The organism is Blautia sp. MCC283 (genome assembly GCF_018785565.1).
In the GTDB taxonomy this organism is placed as follows: Bacteria; Bacillota; Clostridia; order Lachnospirales; family Lachnospiraceae; genus Blautia_A.
Window position 1 is genome coordinate 1,785 of the sequence record NZ_WQQB01000037.1, and the last position, 17,255, is coordinate 19,039.

A 17,255-nucleotide genomic window follows, 5' to 3' on the forward strand; every position below is an offset into this window, starting at 1 on the left:
CAGTTTGCATATTTCTTAAAAAGATGTATGATATAAAAAAGCTCAGGAGGTTCAAATGAAATCACATAAATACTGGTCCATCGGTGCGCTGGTTTCCATGATCGGAACTTGCTACACCGGCTATAAGGATATGAAATCAGCACATAAATATTTTGCATTCAGTTCACTGATCTGCATGGCTATGGCCATTTACTCAGGTCATAAAATGATTTCTGGCAAATCAAGAAAAAAGAAAGAAGCTGCAGCTGAAGAATCTGCGGAATAATAAGGGGAATAGGGGAGTATTCCATTATATATAAGCCTGGTGGAAAGGGGAGATTCCATCAGGCTCTTTCAGATCTACTCTTCCGTTTCTGAAAAAGATGGCTTATATCGTTTATTTGCAGATTGTGGCACTACGATTTCAAAAAAATAATATCCCAGATACCGGAGCGCTGCTTTTTTCTTCCGGTAAAAACTTGCCCGGCTCATCCCCAGTTCAAGCATAATTTCCATGTCCGCCATTTTTCTGTGCCTGCAGAAGCAGCTATAAAGCACATCATAATATTCGGTTCCAAAATTCGGTGTAAAATATTTTACCAGTGTCATTGCCCGGTTGACCATATCACAAAGTCCATAGATTAGAATGATATTGTTCACTTCCTTTTTCAGTTTTCCCAAATTCATCCGGTAATCATAGGCATCCATATATTGAAGGGCATTCATAAACAAGAAACTCTTGAAGAAGGAGAAATCGGTGTCTTCTTCCTTGATGGTGATGCTTATGTAAAGAAATATCATCAATCCGATTCCGGTATTCAGCTTATTTCTCTAAATAAAAAATATGCCCCTATCCAAGTCACTTCCGGATCCACCTTAAAAACTTTTGGAAAAGTAGTTGGCTAATTTTAAAAGGCTGATGGTTCAGAACGAGGACCTGGATTATTTCGGACTCTGCAGTTCATTGAATGCGACTCCGGAACTAATGAGCTTTAAATTATACAGCCTGACAAAACGAGGCCAGGCTTATCATATGCCGATGGAGATTCAGAGCAATTTCCTGGCGAAATAAAGTAAATAAAGATCCTGTTCTATATATCATAGTATGAACAGGATCTTTTTATAATGATTTATTTTCTATCTAAAATTTTATTAAACCGACTAAAGACTCCATAGTTTGTGTGTTTGACTTACTGTTTATATCTATCTTCTCCTAAATATTTTTCTAGTCATTGCAATATAAAATTGCTTATACAGTCTCTTCCTTAAGAGTCCTGGTATTCTGGATAATATACAGAGCGACCGATATGACCATCATTATAGCGCACAAACCAATCAACAGATCTGATACCATCGGTGTAATGTGGAACCATATAATATGCACCGCTGCAGTTCCATATAATAAAAAGGTTACTATCTTTCCATGCCAGTCTGCACCATGTACTTTTCCTGTCTTTCGTATCACAAGACATCCACTGACTACCATATACAGCTCCTTACCTGCCATTATTACGATTAAAAGAAGCACATGCGGAAAACGAGTAAACAGACAGATTAACATCGCTGCCTGTGTCAGCTTATCAGCCACCGGATCAAGTATTTTTCCTAAATTACTAATCCTATGGAATCTTCTTGCGATATATCCATCAGCAAGATCCGTAAGACCAGACAGCAATAAGATTTCACCAGCTAACAGAGGATTTTTCTTTACACAATAACTCCATATAATTACCGGAATCAGACAAAGCCGAAAAAAAGAAAGAAGATTAGGAACCGTAATAATTCTATTCAAATTTTCTTCCTGATTCACTTCACTCTGCATGTACGGTCATCTCACTTTCCTTTTTTTTAGACATAAACCAATAAAATATAACACAAAATGCTAAAGCAAACACAACACCAAAAACATTTTGAATCACTCTAAGACTAACCGCTCCTTGTAGTCCATAAGTCTCTGCAGCAATGGCTAAAGCACCAAATGTGTTAAATACTGCCTGCCAGCCATATTGTGCTGAAAATCCTACACCGATTCCACCAAGAATTCCTATATATGCATAGATTGACGAAGGAAGCAGAAAATATAATACTGTAAAACATATAACACCTGCAATATTTCCGACAATCCTTTTACGGACTCTGTAGTGCATATCTTCCATAAACGGCAAAATCGCGGACATGGCCGCAATACCAGCCCACATTGCACGTGGCATATTACAAAGTTCTGCAATGCAAAGGACAATCGGTACGCATAAAATCTGACATATCTGCCATTTTGTTCTGGAAGAAGTGATATCAAATTCTTGTATCAGATCTTTCAGATTTCTTTTATAAGTTCTGTTTTTATGATTTCGATAAAATACGAAGCAGGTAAGTGCTGCACCTAAAGCCATCCCGACTAATCGCATCTGATAGCTTTTTCCCGTAACATCATAACCATATAGCAGCAGATACCCAAGAACCAATGTAGATTGATTAAACATGAATGGATTATGGCATCCGAACAGAATCAACACAGCCAGTGCCGCAATATTTAACAGCATTCCCAATACCGGTGAAAACTGATTTGCTAAATGCGGACATACAGTCATAATTACAAAGAACAAAGCCAAAAGCATCGTAGATTGTCCGGTGTGGATCCCCAGATCCGCATTTCTAAACACCATGAGACATAATAAGACTACTACACCTACAATGCTGTTCTCATTTCCAAATAGGATGCTGAAAATACTAACAAAGAAAAAACAAAATGCCATTGTAACAGCTATCTTCACCAGATATACCCACATATGATATAATTTTTCTTTTAGTGTTTCACTCTTTTTCAACAGGTTTTTAGAACCTGCCTGATTTAACTGCAACTCCTGATAAAATGTCATATAAATCCTCCCATCTTCTAATTTATCTTAAAACTATATAATCTCATCTTTCTGCTTTGGCAGCTCTATAACAAATCTGCATCCACCATATTCACGGTTTTCTGCTTTGATTGTTCCTCCGGCACTATCTACAATCCGTTTTACAAGTGCAAGACCTAGGCCATTTCCTTCTGCTTTATGAGATCCATCTACCTGATAGAACTTGTCAAATATTCTGGATTTTACATCATCCTCTATTCCGGGTCCTTCATCTTCCAGAATGAACTTAACAGAATCCTGTTCTTGTTTCAGAAACATCGTAATTGTCCCCTTTGAAGGGCTGAACTTAATCGCATTATCCAAAAGATTTATCCAGATATGCATAAAAAGTCCTTCATTCCCAGTATATTTAACTTCCTCCAATTCTACCTGAAAACCAATTTCTTTTTCTGTCCATTTTGTTTCCAATGAAAGAAATGCCTGGCGGATCTGTTCATCCAGACGATATTCTGTTTTTTTCATTGGTATATTCTGATTCTCTAACTTGGATAACAGCAAAATATTACCAACCAATCCGGAAAGTCTTTGGGTGTTAAATAAGATTTTTTCTACATATTCCTCTTGATCCGGAGACAGTTCTTCTCCCTGAAGCAGCATTGTATATCCTTCAATGGCATTAATCGGGGTCTTAAACTCATGAGAAACATTAGATACAAAATCCATCTGCAGCACCTCTGTTGCACGAAGTTCTTTTGTCATAACGTTAAAACTTTGATAAGATTCTCCAACTTCTGCTATACGGCTGTTCGTTTCCAAATGCTGTTCAAAATCTCCCTGAGAAACTTCCTTCATTGCTTTACTAAGTCTGGTAATTGGTTCCAGTAACTTTGCATTGATAAAGGAAGTGATCAGCCCTGCAATCAATGTATTGAAAATCAAAAGCCAGCCAAGCACAGGTATGCTGCCCGGCAGATTAAAAAAATGATTCAAAAAAGCAAATAATAAAGCAGATATGACTGTTGAAAATACAAGTGCCAGCCAGATTGCACCAGTCAGACAGGATCGGATCCGCAATCCTTTTTCTTTCTTTTGTTCCATTATTTTTTCACCACCTTGTATCCAATTCCACGCATTGTTACGATTTCAAAATCAGGGTTATCTTTAAAACGCTCTCTGATTCTTCCTATATGTACCTCTATCGTATGTGGGTCTGCCTCCGTCTCGTATCCCCATACTTCATCCATCAACTGTTGTTTTGTAAATGTTCTGCCTGGCGAAGCTGCAAGCTTATATAAAAGCAGGAATTCTTTTTTAGGCAAAACAAGACTTTCCTTATCAGTTGTAACCGTCATTGCATCATAATCAAACTCTGTTGAACCGATCACAATTTTGTGTTCATTCAGTATCTGTGCACGGCGAAGCAATGCTCCGACTCTTAAAACCATTTCATTCACATTTACCGGTTTTACCATATAATCGTCACTTCCCGAAAGAAATCCCTGGCGCATATCATCAAAGGAACCTTTCGCAGTGATCATAAGCACTGGTATCTGATATCCTGCTGAACGGAGTTCTGACACCAGTTCATAGCCATCCATAACCGGCATCATAATATCAGAAATGATCAGATCAATATATTCCTTATCCAATACTTCTAATGCCTGTGCTCCATCCGATGCACTTTTGACTTGATATCCATTCTTCTCAAGCACTTTTTGGAAGAGCTGGCTTAATTCTTTATCATCTTCTACAATCAATATTTGAAACACGTTTTCCTTCCTCCTTATTAAAACAGATACCTTGCCCATCCAAGCAGATGCTGTACCAAAAATATTTTTCTCTGACGTTTCTTTGTTAATTCGATTGGCTCTACATGATATGGATCATTATAAGTTCCGCCTTCTAATATCTGGCGGGACACTTTTTCATATTCCATCATGCCCTCTTCCAACTGTTTATTAATATCTTTACTGCGAATTACAAGCATCAGTTCCGTATCCAGATATGCACTTCTCATGTCCATATTAAAGGAACCGATTACAGACAGATCATCGTCAATCAGAATACTTTTTCCGTGGTATGAATAACCGCCTTCATATTCCCAGATATTAATTCCTGTACTTAAAATTCTATTTCTGTTTTTCGCATAATCGGCAGCCCCAAATGGATTCCCATTATTCGCAACTGAATTTGTCATGATAGAAAAATCTGAAACGTTCTCTGCAATCTCCTTCCATGTATTATACATCATATCATTACAGATAATATATGGCGTGTGGATCTTCACACGATTTTTTGCATTTTTCATCAATTCTCCCAACTGATACCACACTACTGGTTCTTTGGAACCTGTGTGAATAGGATTTGACACTAATGTAATTTTTTCTGTCTCAAAAGTTTCGTCCGTATAATTGGTCTCGCAGATTCTTTCCTTATTCTCTTCAAAATATTTCTGATAGCTGTTCTGCAGCTCTAAAACTGCGTTCTTTACAGATTTTCTATTTGCCAGTTTTTTATTGTTATGAAAATAACCACTGTCTTCCTGATTCCATATGGTTTCAAAATACTCTGACAACTGGTTAACTGAATTTTCTTTCTCAGGTTCATCGCAAACCACTAACACGTCTCTGTCATAGTTCTTATGTCCCGGAAAATCACCCAGAAAATAATTGTATGTATTTCTTCCCCCAAGAATATATCTCTTTCCATCTGCAATCAAATATTTATCATGCATTCTACCCATCATTTTCCACGGTTTCAACGGATTGGCCTTATTATACAGTTTAATTTCAACATTCTCATGGGAAGATAATCCATAGAAATACGGATTTCCTTCCATATCAATCCAGCTCTCCATTCCATCTACTAACAGACGAATATGTACACCTCTGTCTGCCGCATCATACAGTGCTCCTAAAATCAATTTTCCACTTTCATCGGATTGAAATGCAAAAGTAGAAAGAATAATTTCCTTTTTTGCATTCTTGATCAAACGCACTCTTTGTAAAAGCGCTTCTGGATTCTTTTCTATGATTACTGCCCGTTCTGTATTTTCACTGCATTCGTTCCATGACCCATTTTTTGTTTCTTTTTTGGTTGTATTGGACACTTCCGGCTGCTTTTTATATGCAACGCAGATTCCGAGCAATTCATAAAAAGCCACACATAAAAAAATTGCCAGTATAACAAGAAGGATTTTACATATTTTATGCTTTTTCATTGTACATCACCTGATTCCTTTTTATTTCATACTTATACAATACAAAGTCAATCTCAATTTAACCTCAACAAGGTTTGTTTTTTTCATCCATGCAAAATCTTCTTTGTACAACAGACTGTTAGATATAGCAAAAACGGCCTTTCAAAAACAGTTAACTTCTAAATCAACTGTTTTTTGAAAGGTCGTTTCATCAGATTCTTATAGCAATCCAGCAAATAATCTCATAAATAATTGTCCCAGTCGCAAATATGCACTTCGTCCGGTTTGATATTGGTCTGTCACATCACGACATTCTCCCATCGTTCTTATCAGATCATTTTTTATTTCCACAACTGCCTGACAATCTGCCATAAAACAGCCGTTTTCAAAATGGTGATATAAACTTCGATAATCCAGATTAATTGTTCCACAAGTTGCCATACAGTCATCTGCCACACTCATTTTTGCATGACAGAAACCAGGAGTCCACTCATAAACACGAACACCATGTTTAACTAATCCATGATAAAAAGAACGAGTTATATTATAAATGAATTTTTTATCAGGGATACCAGGTGTGATAATTCTTACGTCTACCCCGCGCTTAGCAGCCAGACATAACGCATGCGTCATTTCATCTGTTATGATTAGATATGGAGTCATAAACCAACAATATTTTTCAGCTTTATTTATCATACTGATATAAACTTCTTCTCCTACTTGCTCATTATCCATAGGGCTGTCTGCATAAGGTTGAATAAACCCAGTTTGCTGTGCCGCATAATCATAGTGGAAAAGGTATTTACTAAGATCAGAATCATTAGCATCCTTATCACTTACTGCATTCCACATTTCCAAAAATGTCACCGTAAGCGACTGAACAGCATCTCCTTCTAAACGAATACCTGTATCTTTCCACTGTCCATACGGGTGTGTGTAATTAAAATATTCGTTTGCTAGATTATATCCACCTGTAAATCCGACTTTTCCATCAATAACTGTTATTTTTCTATGATCACGATTGTTCAAAAACAGATTTAAACCTGGCATAAACGGATTGAATACACGGCAATGAATTCCTATTGCCTCCATCTTTTTCACAAAATCTGTGTTAATAAAGCCTATAGAACCCATATCATCGTAGAATACTCTAACTTCCACACCTGCTTTTACTCGCTCTTCCAGAACATCTTGAATCTTATGCCATGCTTCAGCGTCTTCTATCGCATGATATTCCATAAAGATAAACTTCTGTGCTTTCTCCAAATCCTTAAGCTGTGCCTCTAATCCTTTCACTGCTTCATCAAAATACACAATATCCGTATTCTGATAGATTGGATACTGCGAATTTCTTTGTATGTAACTTGCTATATTTCCTGCTTTCGGAATTGTTTCTTTTATTTTGCTCAAACACTCCTGACTGTCCGGAAGCATTGGTAACAATTTGCTATCAATTTCTGCATATCGCTCACGCATTTTATGTGTGCCACCATTCAAACCAATCAACAAATACAGGCCTACACCCATAATTGGGAAAATTAGAATTAAGATGACCCAAGGCATTTTCATAGAGGATGTCTTATTTGATGCGTACAATCCCAAAACCAAGATCCCACTCAAAATCCTTGTAAATAAATTTATGATTTCTGCATATTCATTCAAGCGTGTTACGATAGTAATAATAAAAATCACTTCCAGAAGAATGCAGATTATGGAAAAACACAGCCGTTTTACCCCATTTTTTGTTTTTGCTTTGCCCTCTAAAGTATCTTGTTTCATATATATTCCACCTTCCTACTTGCTCAGTTTTCTCCCTAAATTTCATGGAACATACCAATTTTGTCTTTTATTCTCTGCATTTCATTATCTGCTTCAATGATAGCTCTTGCAGAATGAAGTAATTCTTCACTTATCTCATCATAGCCAGGCATTTCTTCAATTCCTTTTTTATAGCGAAGTTGATGTTCCAATGTTGCCCAGAAATCCATACCATTGGTTCGAATCTGTAATTCTACACGCATAGGTGTTTTACCCTTAGCAAAAAATACTGGTATTTCGACAATCATATGATAGCTTCGATAACCATTCGATTTTGGATTTTTTATATAATCTTTTATTTCAATAACTTTAATATCATCCTGTTGGGTAATCAAATCTGATATCATATAAATATCGTCAATAAACGCACAAACTATTCGAACGCCTGCTACATCATTGAGATATGTCTGTATATTTTCTGTTGTAAATTCATATCCCATCTTCTGCAGTTTATCGTAAATACTATTGGGCTTCTTAATTCTTGTTTTTATAAAAGAAATAGGATTTCGATTGTTCTCAACTGAAAATTCATCATCCAAAACCTCAAGTTTAGTTTGTATCTCCCGAATAGCACAACGATACATCATCATTAAATTATAAAATTTTGTAGCATTATTTAAAAACTGTAGTGATTCCGGACTGTTCATCCTGAGTTTTTTTACTTCATCTTTTGTCATGGAACTTTCCTTTCTACCTCATCCCTGATTTCAAAACATTATTTATTTTGATAGTTGATTCGTTCTCCTTGAATTACTGGATAACAAATCATTTTATCACTATCCAGATTTTCTACATGCATATCTACTGCACTGATCTGATGGTTTTCATAAGTATTGTAATAATAAATACCTTTTGTAACATTACAACACGACGTATACAATGTGATTTCATATTTTCCATCCGCTACTTCGCAACATCCTCGTTGCTGATCCACAGATCCGAGAATGTGGAAGAATTGGCTAACGCTTTCTTCCTCTGATTCACCTGAAATTGCATTTACCTTTGTAAAAGCTACACGTACAAAGCGTGAGGAAGATGAGAGATCTCCCGGAAGACCTAATCCTCCCATACCTCTACTATATGCATCAAGAGCCAAATTTTCGCAGAAAGTATTTCTGGGCTGTTTAGGAGATAAATACATATAATTATTTAGTTGAAACATCTGCTGTGGAAATGGCGGATTATTCGTAAGCACTCCTACTGGATTGTCATAAATATGCAAACCATCCGACATAGATTCTACCGTAATTGACTCATTCTCATCAGAAATGATCCAGTGTAATTGTGCTAATGGTAATTGCTCGCTGAAAGGAGTATTAACAATATTAATTCGTTCAAGAAGCTCGCGAACTTCAACTAAAGAAGAACACTGACTTAAAATCCACGGAATAAATTCAAACTGTGCAATATTTTCCACATCTGGCTTAATCGCAGCATAAACAGCATTTCCGACAAAATTCAGTCCTGCCATTGCCACTCCTTTTTCATTCATAGCATCATAATACAAAGGATAATCCTCTGCAACATGAGCCATTCCAATAATTGCATAATGATTTTTCATATCGCCAACATGGCGAAAATTAAACGCATAATTACGTGGTGTAATTACTATCTGATCACCATAAGAGAATTCATAATCGAGGGTTCGTCCAAAGTAAAAATCTTTTGTTTTATAAGTTGCTGCTGTACACATGATCGTTTATCCTCCTAAATAGATTGAAATATGTCAATGAGTTTTTTTCTTGAACAATATTATAGCACAATTCTTTTATTTTGTTCCAACTTCATACATGATCATAACATGTAAACTTTAAACTATTTTCCTAGATTATTTCTCCATCAGTTTTTCAAACCAGGTATCCATAGCTAGGATGAATTGACCTACGTCTGGCAATTCTTGCAGCATTTCGTTTAGGGTTTTGTGCTTCACATATTTCTGCACATACACCCAACAGGCAACGCTACTGGCTTCTGATACAATGTCAGCTATGGTTTTGCGCATAAGCTCTTCAAATTCAGCAATTTCTTCTTTCGGAACAACATCATATGTGGTGACAGTATGGAGCCTCTCTATCTGGATGGACAGATCATCTGGATTCATAAACAAGAAACTCTTGAAGAAGGAGAAATCGGTGTCTTCTTCCTTGATGGTGATGCTTATGTAAAGAAATATCATCAATCCGATTCCGGTATTCAGCTTATTTCTCTAAATAAAAAATATGCCCCTATCCAAGTCACTTCCGGATCCACCTTAAAAACTTTTGGAAAAGTAGTTGGCTAATTTTAAAAGGCTGATGCATTAACAGTTTCACTTCTGCTATGCACCAGCCTTCTATTTTATATTTCTTCATATCCCAAAATTTCTTCCACAGGTTTTTCAAAAAATTCTGTGAAATCATGATGGAGCTGATATGTAGGATTTATAAATTTGTTCCTCTCCAGTCTCCTTATATTATCCTTGCAATTTTCCACCATCTCGGCAAGTTCTGCTTGTGTAAATCCAGCTTCCATGAGAAGTTTCTTTAATCTTGTCCTTAGTTCTTTCATTGGCAAAAATTTCCATCTATTTCTGCGCCATATATCCATTTCATAAACATCCTGCAATGCTTCATCTTTGGAAATAAACTGTTTGTCTAAATTTGATGTATCTCCCGGAAGTGTATAATGAACATTCCAATGATCATTTTCTGCCTGCACTGTATATAATCCCTCTTTTCCAAGAAGCAACAAATAATCTGCCTGCTCTTCCAAAAATACTACACCATTAATCATTTTTCTATTATATTGCATTTTTCTACTTTCCAAACCCTTTCTGCTGAATTTACTCTTTATAATAAACGTATCAAAATGAAAAAAATCACAGCAAATTTCAAATTATTTTATTTTTGTACAATATCACTATAACATGGAATGAAAGGAAAAGGACAGCACAAAAAAGGCGAAACTGCACTGCCTTTCCTGGCCAGATACAGTTCCACCTCTTTGCATTCTTTTTTTGTTATTTAATGTATTCTTTTATTAACATCTGATCTTTTAGACAATGCTTAAATACTTTGTTATAAAGGATTCAGATACCGTCATATTTTTCTCACTAACGATGCGATTTTCCTGATGCTCCGACACTTATCTGTCATTTTGTTTCTGCTCCAGTTCCTTTTCCAAACATGTATCGTCTTTAATGTATTTAGCGATTGTATCAGTTACTTCTTCCATGTTAATCGGCTTGGAAATATGATCATTCATGCCTGAATCCAGGGATTCCTGAATATCATCTATAAAAGCATTTGCAGACAAAGCTATAATTGGAATCGTAACTGCATCGGATCGCTCTATACCTAGGGCTCGAATGGCTTTCGTTGCTTGGTGTCCATCCATGTTTGGCATCATGATATCCATCAAAATAAGATCGTATGTGTCTCGTGGATGATTTTTAAACAAATTCACGACTTCTTTTCCATCTGATGCGCGTGTTACGGTCATACCGGCACCTTCCAGCATTATCGTAGCAAGTTCAGCATTTAGATCATTATCCTCTGCCATAAGAACATGAACACCTGTCAAATCTCTATGTAGAGGTTGTTTTTGTTCTGATTGAATAACCTGTTCTTGCAACTCCAGTGGGATCTCCACTGTGAATGTAGAACCTACACCTTTTTTGCTCTCAACAGCAATCGAACCGCCCATCATATCCACATATTTTTGTGTGATGGCCATGCCAAGACCGGTTCCCTTATATTTGGTTCTGGCATTAGCATTATCTTCTTGTGAAAACGGCTTGAATAATTCTTTCTGGAACTCTTCGCTCATGCCAATACCATTATCTTGAACAACATAACGAATTATGATATGTTTCTCATCCGTTCCGGGGTAAGTGCTGATATCCAAAGTAATCTTTCCACCGTCCTTTGTGAATTTCACAGCATTGCCAAGAAGATTCACCAGAACTTCTCGAATACGCGTAACATCCGCAAGGACATATGGGTTCTTTGGTCTTTCTCGATGTACTTCAAACTTAAGATCTCGGTTATAAAGAAGTCCATTCATAATCGCCTGGACATTATCTGTCAATTGAGTAATGTCCACTGGCTCGGGCGAAATAGTAACTTTTCCACTTTCAATGCGACTAAAATCCAGTACGTCATTCAACAAAGAGAGAAGATGATTCGAACTTTTTTGAACTTTCTCCAAGCTATCATGAATATCTGAAACCGTGTTCTGGTGAAGCGCAATGTTTGTAAATCCAATAATGGCATTCATCGGCGTTCTGATGTCATGGCTAATACTAAGCAAAAACGCAGATTTTGCTTTGTTGGCAGACTCTGCTTCCTCAGCGGCGTTCATTAATAATTGTTTTTGTTTTTGCTCTTCTGCCTTGCTTTTCTGGTAAACATAATAGGTATATAGACAAATTAAAAGCAATACAGCTCCTGCGACTATACCGCAGATGATGGAAATATGATTCGTCTTTTCAACCATTCCATAAGCTGATTGCATATCCATTTCAATGCAAAATGCGCCAATGATTTCTCCTGTCCCATCATGATTTGCGCTTACAGGATAGCAAGCCGTAAAAATCGGCCCCCATGTTGTATCAATGATATCCTGAGAGTACACATTCTCCCCAGAAATAGCCCTATCAATATACGGAACCATTTCTTCCTCAATATAATCTCCAGGGTGCCTTACATCATCCGCATCCGGATCCAAACCGTCTACCACGTAAACGAGTTTTCCTTCTTCATTTTTTTTAGCGGTGTAAATATATCGAGTAGAATTCAGTGTTCTGATTTCATTGAAATATGAAGAAATATCCTTATATATTTGCTTCTTTTCATCAGATTGATCTTTGATTTGATCAAAATCTTCTTTGCTGATTCTTCCATCCACAAGTTTGTGTACTGCATCTGCACTCGCTGTATCACGCGCAATTTCTGTATCAAGGGCGGTCTTAGTGTAAGAACTTTGCAGGATAAATGTGTACAGTGCTATTACAAAAATTATCAAAAGCCCCATAAGCACAAGGATACTACCTGTATTCTTCAGTCTAAGGAATTTCTTTTTCTTCAAATTAACTCCTTCTTTTGTTTTCTTCATGTCGTTCACTCATATCCTCTCTTCATTCTCTTCCAAATATTCCGAACATTTTATTATATCACAGCAACATATTGTTCCGCTATCATTTTTTCAAGACATGTGTCTATGACAAATACATTACTAAAAAATGGTACAATGCCAATAGCTGTCATCTCTCTTCTCTATTTTTTAGCTGCTTCAGCAATAATCCGCACATCCAAAATAAACATTTCTTTGATTTTTTGTATTTAATACCTGAGAGCTAAGAATAGCAGGGACAGGCAGTGTATATACACTGCCGGGCATTCGCCTCAAAAGCGGGACCCTCACCACTTTTGGAATCTTCGCTTCGCTCGATTTTATAAAAACATAAAGGAGATTTTTATATGGCAAACAGAAAAAGTTTTCTTGCTTCACCAAGACAACATTCCACATCTTCAAGATATTTTTCTGGAAATTCAAAAAGAAGCTCAAATCCGATCAGTGTAGCCTGCAGCTGTTTATATTTTCCTGCTGTCCAGAGGTTATCCAGAAATTTAATCAGTTTCTTTGAATCTTCTTTCGGATTATTGAAAACTGCTCGCAAAAATACTGCCAGCTCTTCTGCTGCTTCACAGGCATCATCATAGATGGCGTCTTCATCAATCTGTCCATCCTCATCAATATAGCCCCTCTGCTGCATATCAACGATCTTTCGCTTCTTAGGGCTGAGACTGTAATACGCCTCATCTTTATAACTGTCAAAATATTCTTTGGTTCTTTCTGACATCAATGGCTCTGCTGTAACATGACCTCCCAGATTAAGATCTTCCAGTATTTCTTCTATAGCCGTTTGGAAATTATTCCTGTCTTCTTTATTCATTTTCGCCATGTATTTAGGTGAAATTCCTGTAAAACATCTTGCATAGCCACACCCTGATGCTCTGCAAAAATTCTCTCCATTGCTTTCTTTCATTTTCTTCATTATGTCTTCCTCCATCTGTTTTTCATTGTCAGTGATATCCTTCACATAGAACTGGCAGAGCTTCCCTGGATAAGGTACTGCCACTTCTACCATTTGATCATGTTCTTCCAGTTCTGCAAGTGCCTGGTCAATCCGATATCTGGATATATTCAGATATTTCTTTATTTCCTGTTTTGGATAAATCACATAAGTGTCTCCATACTCATCTACCCACTCATTTCTGATGGCCATTTCCTTTCTGTTCAACAGCAGTGCATAGATAAGTTTTGCATCCATAGATAAATCCTTGTACTGCTTATCATAGAAAAGCACTTTCGGAACATTCAAACACTCTACCGGCATAAATTCTGAATTATTATTCACGATTTTCCTCCTCTTTCATAAGTTTTTTTAAGTTGATCAGATCATCCATTTCACTCAACCGCCCGATCAGCATTTTCAGATACGCAACAAAATAAGTGCTGTACATTCGCTGTGCTTCTTCCTGCAAAGATGCTGCATAGAATGTTTCCAGTTTCTCATGCGGTCTGCTGTTTCTGTAAAGCTGCTGAACATACAGGTGAATGTGCATATAATGCTGCTTCATGGATAATTCCTTCAGATATAAGGAAATTGTCTGAAGTTCTGACATATCCAGATTTTTCTCCAGCATTGCAGCCAGGAAAAAAACAGCCTCTTTCATGGCTGCCTTTTGGATTTCATATTCATCTGCTTTTTCATTTTCTGTCAGGATTCCTTTTTCCTGCATCAGTTCTTTATCTACCTGATTCATTTTGCCCTCCTTATCGAAACGGTAATTCTTCTCCATATCCATCCGGGATATGCTGAAACCCATCTGCATCTGCTTCTGGAAGAAGTAACTGCGGACAGCGGGTACTGTAGTGAAAAAAATCTGCTTTATTTAAAACGGAATGAAATATCCAGTTATATAAAACTGCAGGATCATGAAAAGCGAAAAACACGCGCTTATTCAGAAGATATCAGTAAATATTACAACATGAGGACAGGGATCTTTGAAGATGAACAGTTCTATATCTGCCATGACGGACGTGAACTGCGGCATCTCAGGACAGAGAGCAAAGAGCAGGATGGATATACACAGACCTTTGAGGTATATGGTTGTGCAGACTGCAGCGGATGTGAACATAAAGCGCGCTGTCTGTATAAGTATGATGCGGAGAAAGATGCCGAAAAGAACAAAGTCATGAAGATCAATGAACAATGGGAGGAACTGAAAGAAAGATCGCATGCCAATATCCAGAGTGAACGCGGGATCCTGAAACGCCAGACACGTTCCATTCAGACGGAAGAACATTTTGGAGATATAAAGGAAAATGAGAACTTCCGGCGTTTTAATTACCGTTCGGCAGATAAGGTATATAAAGAATTCATGCTGTATGCTATTGGAAGAAATATAAATAAATATCATCGTTTTTTATACGAAAAACTGAGAAAATTTGAAGGAAAAACTGCCTAGAAAAAAATGCGGCTGAAAAAATCCAAACAAGGATTTTTTGCGGCCAAAAACAGAAAGTATTTATCAAAATAAAAATATCCTGAACAAGTTGCAGAGCCAGAAAGCTCTGTAACTGTCAGGATATTTTTGTTTGGTGCTGTCAGCTCTAAAAAACGTTATTTACCGACAGCTCCCTGTTTTGTTTTAATGATATTTATGCATCCGTACATAATAGCTGATGCATAAGATCACAGTGGCTCCGCTCCATGCTGCAATCTCTGCAAAGAAAATACCGTCCTGTCCGATAAAATGGGGAAGGATCAGTGCAGCACTGATACGCATGACAAATTCAGCCATACCACTTACCATAGGCATTAAGGTATCTCCCAGCCCCTGAAGTGCAGATCTGTACACGTACAGAAAGTACAAAACCCAGAGCATGGCAGCCATAATAGAAAGGTATTTAAAAGCAATTGCCAGTACCTGCTGTGTCTGCTGCGGTTCACCTGAGATGAAAAGTGAGAGAATATTTTTTCCAAATAAAAACATGGCAGCAGAAATGATCAGTGAGGTAAGCAGGGAAAGCAGCATACTGCTGCGGACGCCTTTTCTGATCCTGTCAATCTTTTCGGCTCCCAGATTCTGACCCACATAGGTAACGATGGCATATCCATAGGAAATAGCAGCCATTTCCAGCAGACCATAAAGCTTGTTTGTAGCTGTAAATCCTGCCACAAAAAGGAAACCGTAGCCATTGATCACATACTGGACTACCAGACCGCCCACACCGATGATGATATTCTGGAATACAACAGGAATACCAAGTTTCATCAGGCGGGCATTCATGCCGGAGGCAGGCATAAAATCTGCTCTGGTCAGATGAACGATATCAATTCTGCGTAAAATCAGGAAACAGTAAACAGCGGAGAAGCTCTGTGCGATCACAGTTGCGATTGCTGCTCCTGCCACACCCCATCCGAAGCCTGCCACAAAAAGGATGTCCAGTGAGACATTCAGCACAGATGCGATGATCATTGCGGTCAGCGGTGTTTTACTGTTTCCCATAGCCCTTAGAGCAGAGGCAAACATATTATAGGCTGCTGTGGCGGGGATTCCACAGAAAATGATGCGCAGATATAACAGAGACATTCCGATAATATTGGAAGGTGTATGCAGCCCTGTTAATACCAGCGAAGCAAATGACTGGCTGAGAATCAATACTCCGGCTGCGATGAATGCGGTCAGCCGGTAACTGTGAGCCAGAGATTTACGCAGATTTTCGAAATCCTTTGCCCCATAATACTGAGAGAGTTGAATAGAAAATCCCTGAGTGAGTCCTGTGGATATTCCTGTGACAACCCACATCAGAAAGTCAACAGCACCCAGTGCGGCAAGAGCCTCCACACCTGCAACCTGACCAACAACCATGGTATCCACCATTGTATAAAGCTGCTGACAGATATTTCCCAGCATCAGGGGAATTGCAAAAAGAATGATCAACCGTCCCGGTGAACCGGAGGTCATATCCTGAATCTTGGTTTTCATTAGTATAAAAGTTCCTTTCCGGAGCATATTTGAAAAAGTTTAGAAATGATTATTCGAATATGCCCTGATATTTACATTGATAATTTTACATCATTAACGTGAAAAATGAAATATAATATTTCATCAGAATGATATAAATTTATCAATACCTGCTATAAGCAGCATGTTGTTGAAATTATTATGCATAGCGCCTGAGAGGAGTTTTTGATTGCTATTTTTTAAAATACAGATATATAATAGAAGGCAAGTCTTTACGGAAGGAGACAAGAATTATGCTGAAAAGATTCAGTGAACTACTCGGCAACTGAGTTACCAGAGCATCTGAATTAAGGCGGGATACCGCCTTTTCAGGGTGCGTCCATGACA

The 17,255-nt window shown here is 37.5% G+C and carries 18 protein-coding genes and 2 pseudogenes; 5 read left to right on the top strand and 15 right to left on the bottom strand.

Annotated elements, in window-relative coordinates; all coding sequences use genetic code 11:
• The first annotated feature begins 55 nt into the window (after window positions 1-55).
• The gene (locus GPK81_RS12250) at window positions 56-265 is read left to right on the top strand and encodes a DUF6219 family protein (RefSeq protein WP_005421572.1); all 210 of its coding nucleotides are present in this window, start codon (window positions 56-58) and stop codon (window positions 263-265) included.
• Window positions 266-339: 74 nt separating this feature from the next.
• Here GPK81_RS12250 and GPK81_RS12255 read toward each other — a convergent pair whose 3' ends face one another.
• Window positions 340-705 carry a hypothetical protein gene (locus GPK81_RS12255; RefSeq protein ID WP_215707149.1) on the bottom strand — a complete coding sequence of 122 codons (366 nt, stop codon included), beginning with the start codon at window positions 703-705 and terminating at the stop codon, window positions 340-342.
• Between GPK81_RS12255 and GPK81_RS18705 the strand changes: the two genes are divergently transcribed.
• Together GPK81_RS18705 and GPK81_RS12265 are read left to right on the top strand one after the other, a co-directional pair.
• Window positions 691-885, top strand: coding sequence for a S24 family peptidase (locus tag GPK81_RS18705; protein WP_244832768.1), 195 nt, complete (start codon window positions 691-693; stop codon window positions 883-885). The two genes, GPK81_RS12255 and GPK81_RS18705, sit on opposite strands and share 15 nt — an antisense overlap.
• Window positions 878-1,051, top strand: coding sequence for a hypothetical protein (locus GPK81_RS12265; protein ID WP_226815871.1), 174 nt, complete (start codon window positions 878-880; stop codon window positions 1,049-1,051). Before GPK81_RS18705 ends, GPK81_RS12265 begins: the two co-directional genes overlap by 8 nt.
• Before the next feature lie 177 nt (window positions 1,052-1,228).
• On the opposite strand, the gene GPK81_RS12270 is transcribed toward GPK81_RS12265, so the two are convergent.
• The 9 genes and pseudogenes from GPK81_RS12270 to GPK81_RS12310 form a co-directional block, all read right to left on the bottom strand.
• The gene (locus GPK81_RS12270; RefSeq protein ID WP_055057096.1) at window positions 1,229-1,801 is read right to left on the bottom strand and encodes a CDP-alcohol phosphatidyltransferase family protein; all 573 of its coding nucleotides are present in this window, start codon (window positions 1,799-1,801) and stop codon (window positions 1,229-1,231) included.
• Window positions 1,791-2,855 (bottom strand): FUSC family protein, encoded by a 1,065-nt coding sequence (locus GPK81_RS12275; protein WP_092071115.1) that lies wholly within the window; start codon window positions 2,853-2,855, stop codon window positions 1,791-1,793. Before GPK81_RS12275 ends, GPK81_RS12270 begins: the two co-directional genes overlap by 11 nt.
• Before the next feature lie 33 nt (window positions 2,856-2,888).
• Window positions 2,889-3,932, bottom strand: coding sequence for a HAMP domain-containing sensor histidine kinase (locus GPK81_RS12280; protein WP_005347239.1), 1,044 nt, complete (start codon window positions 3,930-3,932; stop codon window positions 2,889-2,891).
• Window positions 3,932-4,642: a response regulator transcription factor gene (locus tag GPK81_RS12285; RefSeq protein ID WP_003693048.1), complete on the bottom strand. Its 711-nt coding sequence runs from the start codon at window positions 4,640-4,642 to the stop codon at window positions 3,932-3,934. The genes GPK81_RS12280 and GPK81_RS12285 overlap by 1 nt, the downstream gene beginning before the upstream one ends.
• Window positions 4,621-6,054: a phospholipase D family protein gene (locus tag GPK81_RS12290; RefSeq protein ID WP_215707150.1), complete on the bottom strand. Its 1,434-nt coding sequence runs from the start codon at window positions 6,052-6,054 to the stop codon at window positions 4,621-4,623. The genes GPK81_RS12285 and GPK81_RS12290 overlap by 22 nt, the downstream gene beginning before the upstream one ends.
• A 198-nt stretch (window positions 6,055-6,252) precedes the next feature.
• Window positions 6,253-7,812 (bottom strand): cardiolipin synthase, encoded by a 1,560-nt coding sequence (gene cls / locus GPK81_RS12295; RefSeq protein WP_118071557.1) that lies wholly within the window; start codon window positions 7,810-7,812, stop codon window positions 6,253-6,255.
• A gap of 35 nt (window positions 7,813-7,847) precedes the next feature.
• The gene (locus GPK81_RS12300) at window positions 7,848-8,528 is read right to left on the bottom strand and encodes a GTP pyrophosphokinase (RefSeq protein ID WP_005347231.1); all 681 of its coding nucleotides are present in this window, start codon (window positions 8,526-8,528) and stop codon (window positions 7,848-7,850) included.
• A gap of 38 nt (window positions 8,529-8,566) precedes the next feature.
• Window positions 8,567-9,544 carry a choloylglycine hydrolase gene (gene bsh / locus GPK81_RS12305; protein WP_005347230.1) on the bottom strand — a complete coding sequence of 326 codons (978 nt, stop codon included), beginning with the start codon at window positions 9,542-9,544 and terminating at the stop codon, window positions 8,567-8,569.
• Between the two features lie 135 nt (window positions 9,545-9,679).
• A pseudogene (locus tag GPK81_RS12310) lies at window positions 9,680-9,904 on the bottom strand (hypothetical protein); the annotation flags it as partial.
• 6 nt (window positions 9,905-9,910) lie between these two features.
• Here GPK81_RS12310 and GPK81_RS18710 point away from each other — a divergent pair.
• The gene (locus tag GPK81_RS18710; RefSeq protein ID WP_081019717.1) at window positions 9,911-10,132 is read left to right on the top strand and encodes a S24 family peptidase; all 222 of its coding nucleotides are present in this window, start codon (window positions 9,911-9,913) and stop codon (window positions 10,130-10,132) included.
• Window positions 10,133-10,188: 56 nt separating this feature from the next.
• Here the strand turns inward: GPK81_RS18710 and GPK81_RS12320 are convergent, their stop codons facing one another.
• The 4 genes from GPK81_RS12320 to GPK81_RS12335 form a co-directional block, all read right to left on the bottom strand.
• Window positions 10,189-10,656: a helix-turn-helix transcriptional regulator gene (locus tag GPK81_RS12320; protein ID WP_148445678.1), complete on the bottom strand. Its 468-nt coding sequence runs from the start codon at window positions 10,654-10,656 to the stop codon at window positions 10,189-10,191.
• 318 nt (window positions 10,657-10,974) lie between these two features.
• Window positions 10,975-12,945, bottom strand: a complete 1,971-nt coding sequence (locus GPK81_RS12325) for an ATP-binding protein (RefSeq protein WP_215707151.1) — start codon at window positions 12,943-12,945, stop codon at window positions 10,975-10,977.
• A 361-nt stretch (window positions 12,946-13,306) separates the two neighbouring features.
• Window positions 13,307-14,251 (bottom strand): replication initiator protein A, encoded by a 945-nt coding sequence (locus GPK81_RS12330; protein WP_215707152.1) that lies wholly within the window; start codon window positions 14,249-14,251, stop codon window positions 13,307-13,309.
• Window positions 14,244-14,660 (bottom strand): hypothetical protein, encoded by a 417-nt coding sequence (locus tag GPK81_RS12335; protein WP_021976909.1) that lies wholly within the window; start codon window positions 14,658-14,660, stop codon window positions 14,244-14,246. Before GPK81_RS12335 ends, GPK81_RS12330 begins: the two co-directional genes overlap by 8 nt.
• Window positions 14,661-14,735: 75 nt before the next feature.
• Here GPK81_RS12335 and GPK81_RS12340 point away from each other — a divergent pair.
• Window positions 14,736-15,365: pseudogene (locus GPK81_RS12340) on the top strand (transposase); the annotation flags it as partial.
• 183 nt (window positions 15,366-15,548) lie between these two features.
• On the opposite strand, the gene GPK81_RS12345 reads toward GPK81_RS12340, so the two are convergent.
• The gene (locus GPK81_RS12345) at window positions 15,549-16,889 is read right to left on the bottom strand and encodes an MATE family efflux transporter (protein WP_118062284.1); all 1,341 of its coding nucleotides are present in this window, start codon (window positions 16,887-16,889) and stop codon (window positions 15,549-15,551) included.
• Between the last annotated feature and the right edge of the window lie 366 nt (window positions 16,890-17,255).

Bases quoted from the DNA above. Each gene is read 5' to 3' on its own strand.
- GPK81_RS12250 (WP_005421572.1), top strand. From the start codon at position 56: ATGAAATCACATAAATACTGGTCCATCGGTGCGCTGGTTTCCATGATC.
- GPK81_RS12255 (WP_215707149.1), bottom strand. From the start codon at position 705: ATGAATGCCCTTCAATATATGGATGCCTATGATTACCGGATGAATTTG.
- GPK81_RS12270 (WP_055057096.1), bottom strand. From the start codon at position 1,801: ATGCAGAGTGAAGTGAATCAGGAAGAAAATTTGAATAGAATTATTACG.
- GPK81_RS12275 (WP_092071115.1), bottom strand. From the start codon at position 2,855: ATGACATTTTATCAGGAGTTGCAGTTAAATCAGGCAGGTTCTAAAAAC.
- GPK81_RS12280 (WP_005347239.1), bottom strand. From the start codon at position 3,932: ATGGAACAAAAGAAAGAAAAAGGATTGCGGATCCGATCCTGTCTGACT.
- GPK81_RS12285 (WP_003693048.1), bottom strand. From the start codon at position 4,642: ATGGGCAAGGTATCTGTTTTAATAAGGAGGAAGGAAAACGTGTTTCAA.
- GPK81_RS12290 (WP_215707150.1), bottom strand. From the start codon at position 6,054: ATGAAAAAGCATAAAATATGTAAAATCCTTCTTGTTATACTGGCAATT.
- cls (WP_118071557.1), bottom strand. From the start codon at position 7,812: ATGAAACAAGATACTTTAGAGGGCAAAGCAAAAACAAAAAATGGGGTA.
- GPK81_RS12300 (WP_005347231.1), bottom strand. From the start codon at position 8,528: ATGACAAAAGATGAAGTAAAAAAACTCAGGATGAACAGTCCGGAATCA.
- bsh (WP_005347230.1), bottom strand. From the start codon at position 9,544: ATGTGTACAGCAGCAACTTATAAAACAAAAGATTTTTACTTTGGACGA.
- GPK81_RS18710 (WP_081019717.1), top strand. From the start codon at position 9,911: ATGGAGCCTCTCTATCTGGATGGACAGATCATCTGGATTCATAAACAA.
- GPK81_RS12325 (WP_215707151.1), bottom strand. From the start codon at position 12,945: ATGAAGAAAACAAAAGAAGGAGTTAATTTGAAGAAAAAGAAATTCCTT.
- GPK81_RS12335 (WP_021976909.1), bottom strand. From the start codon at position 14,660: ATGAATCAGGTAGATAAAGAACTGATGCAGGAAAAAGGAATCCTGACA.
- GPK81_RS12345 (WP_118062284.1), bottom strand. From the start codon at position 16,889: ATGAAAACCAAGATTCAGGATATGACCTCCGGTTCACCGGGACGGTTG.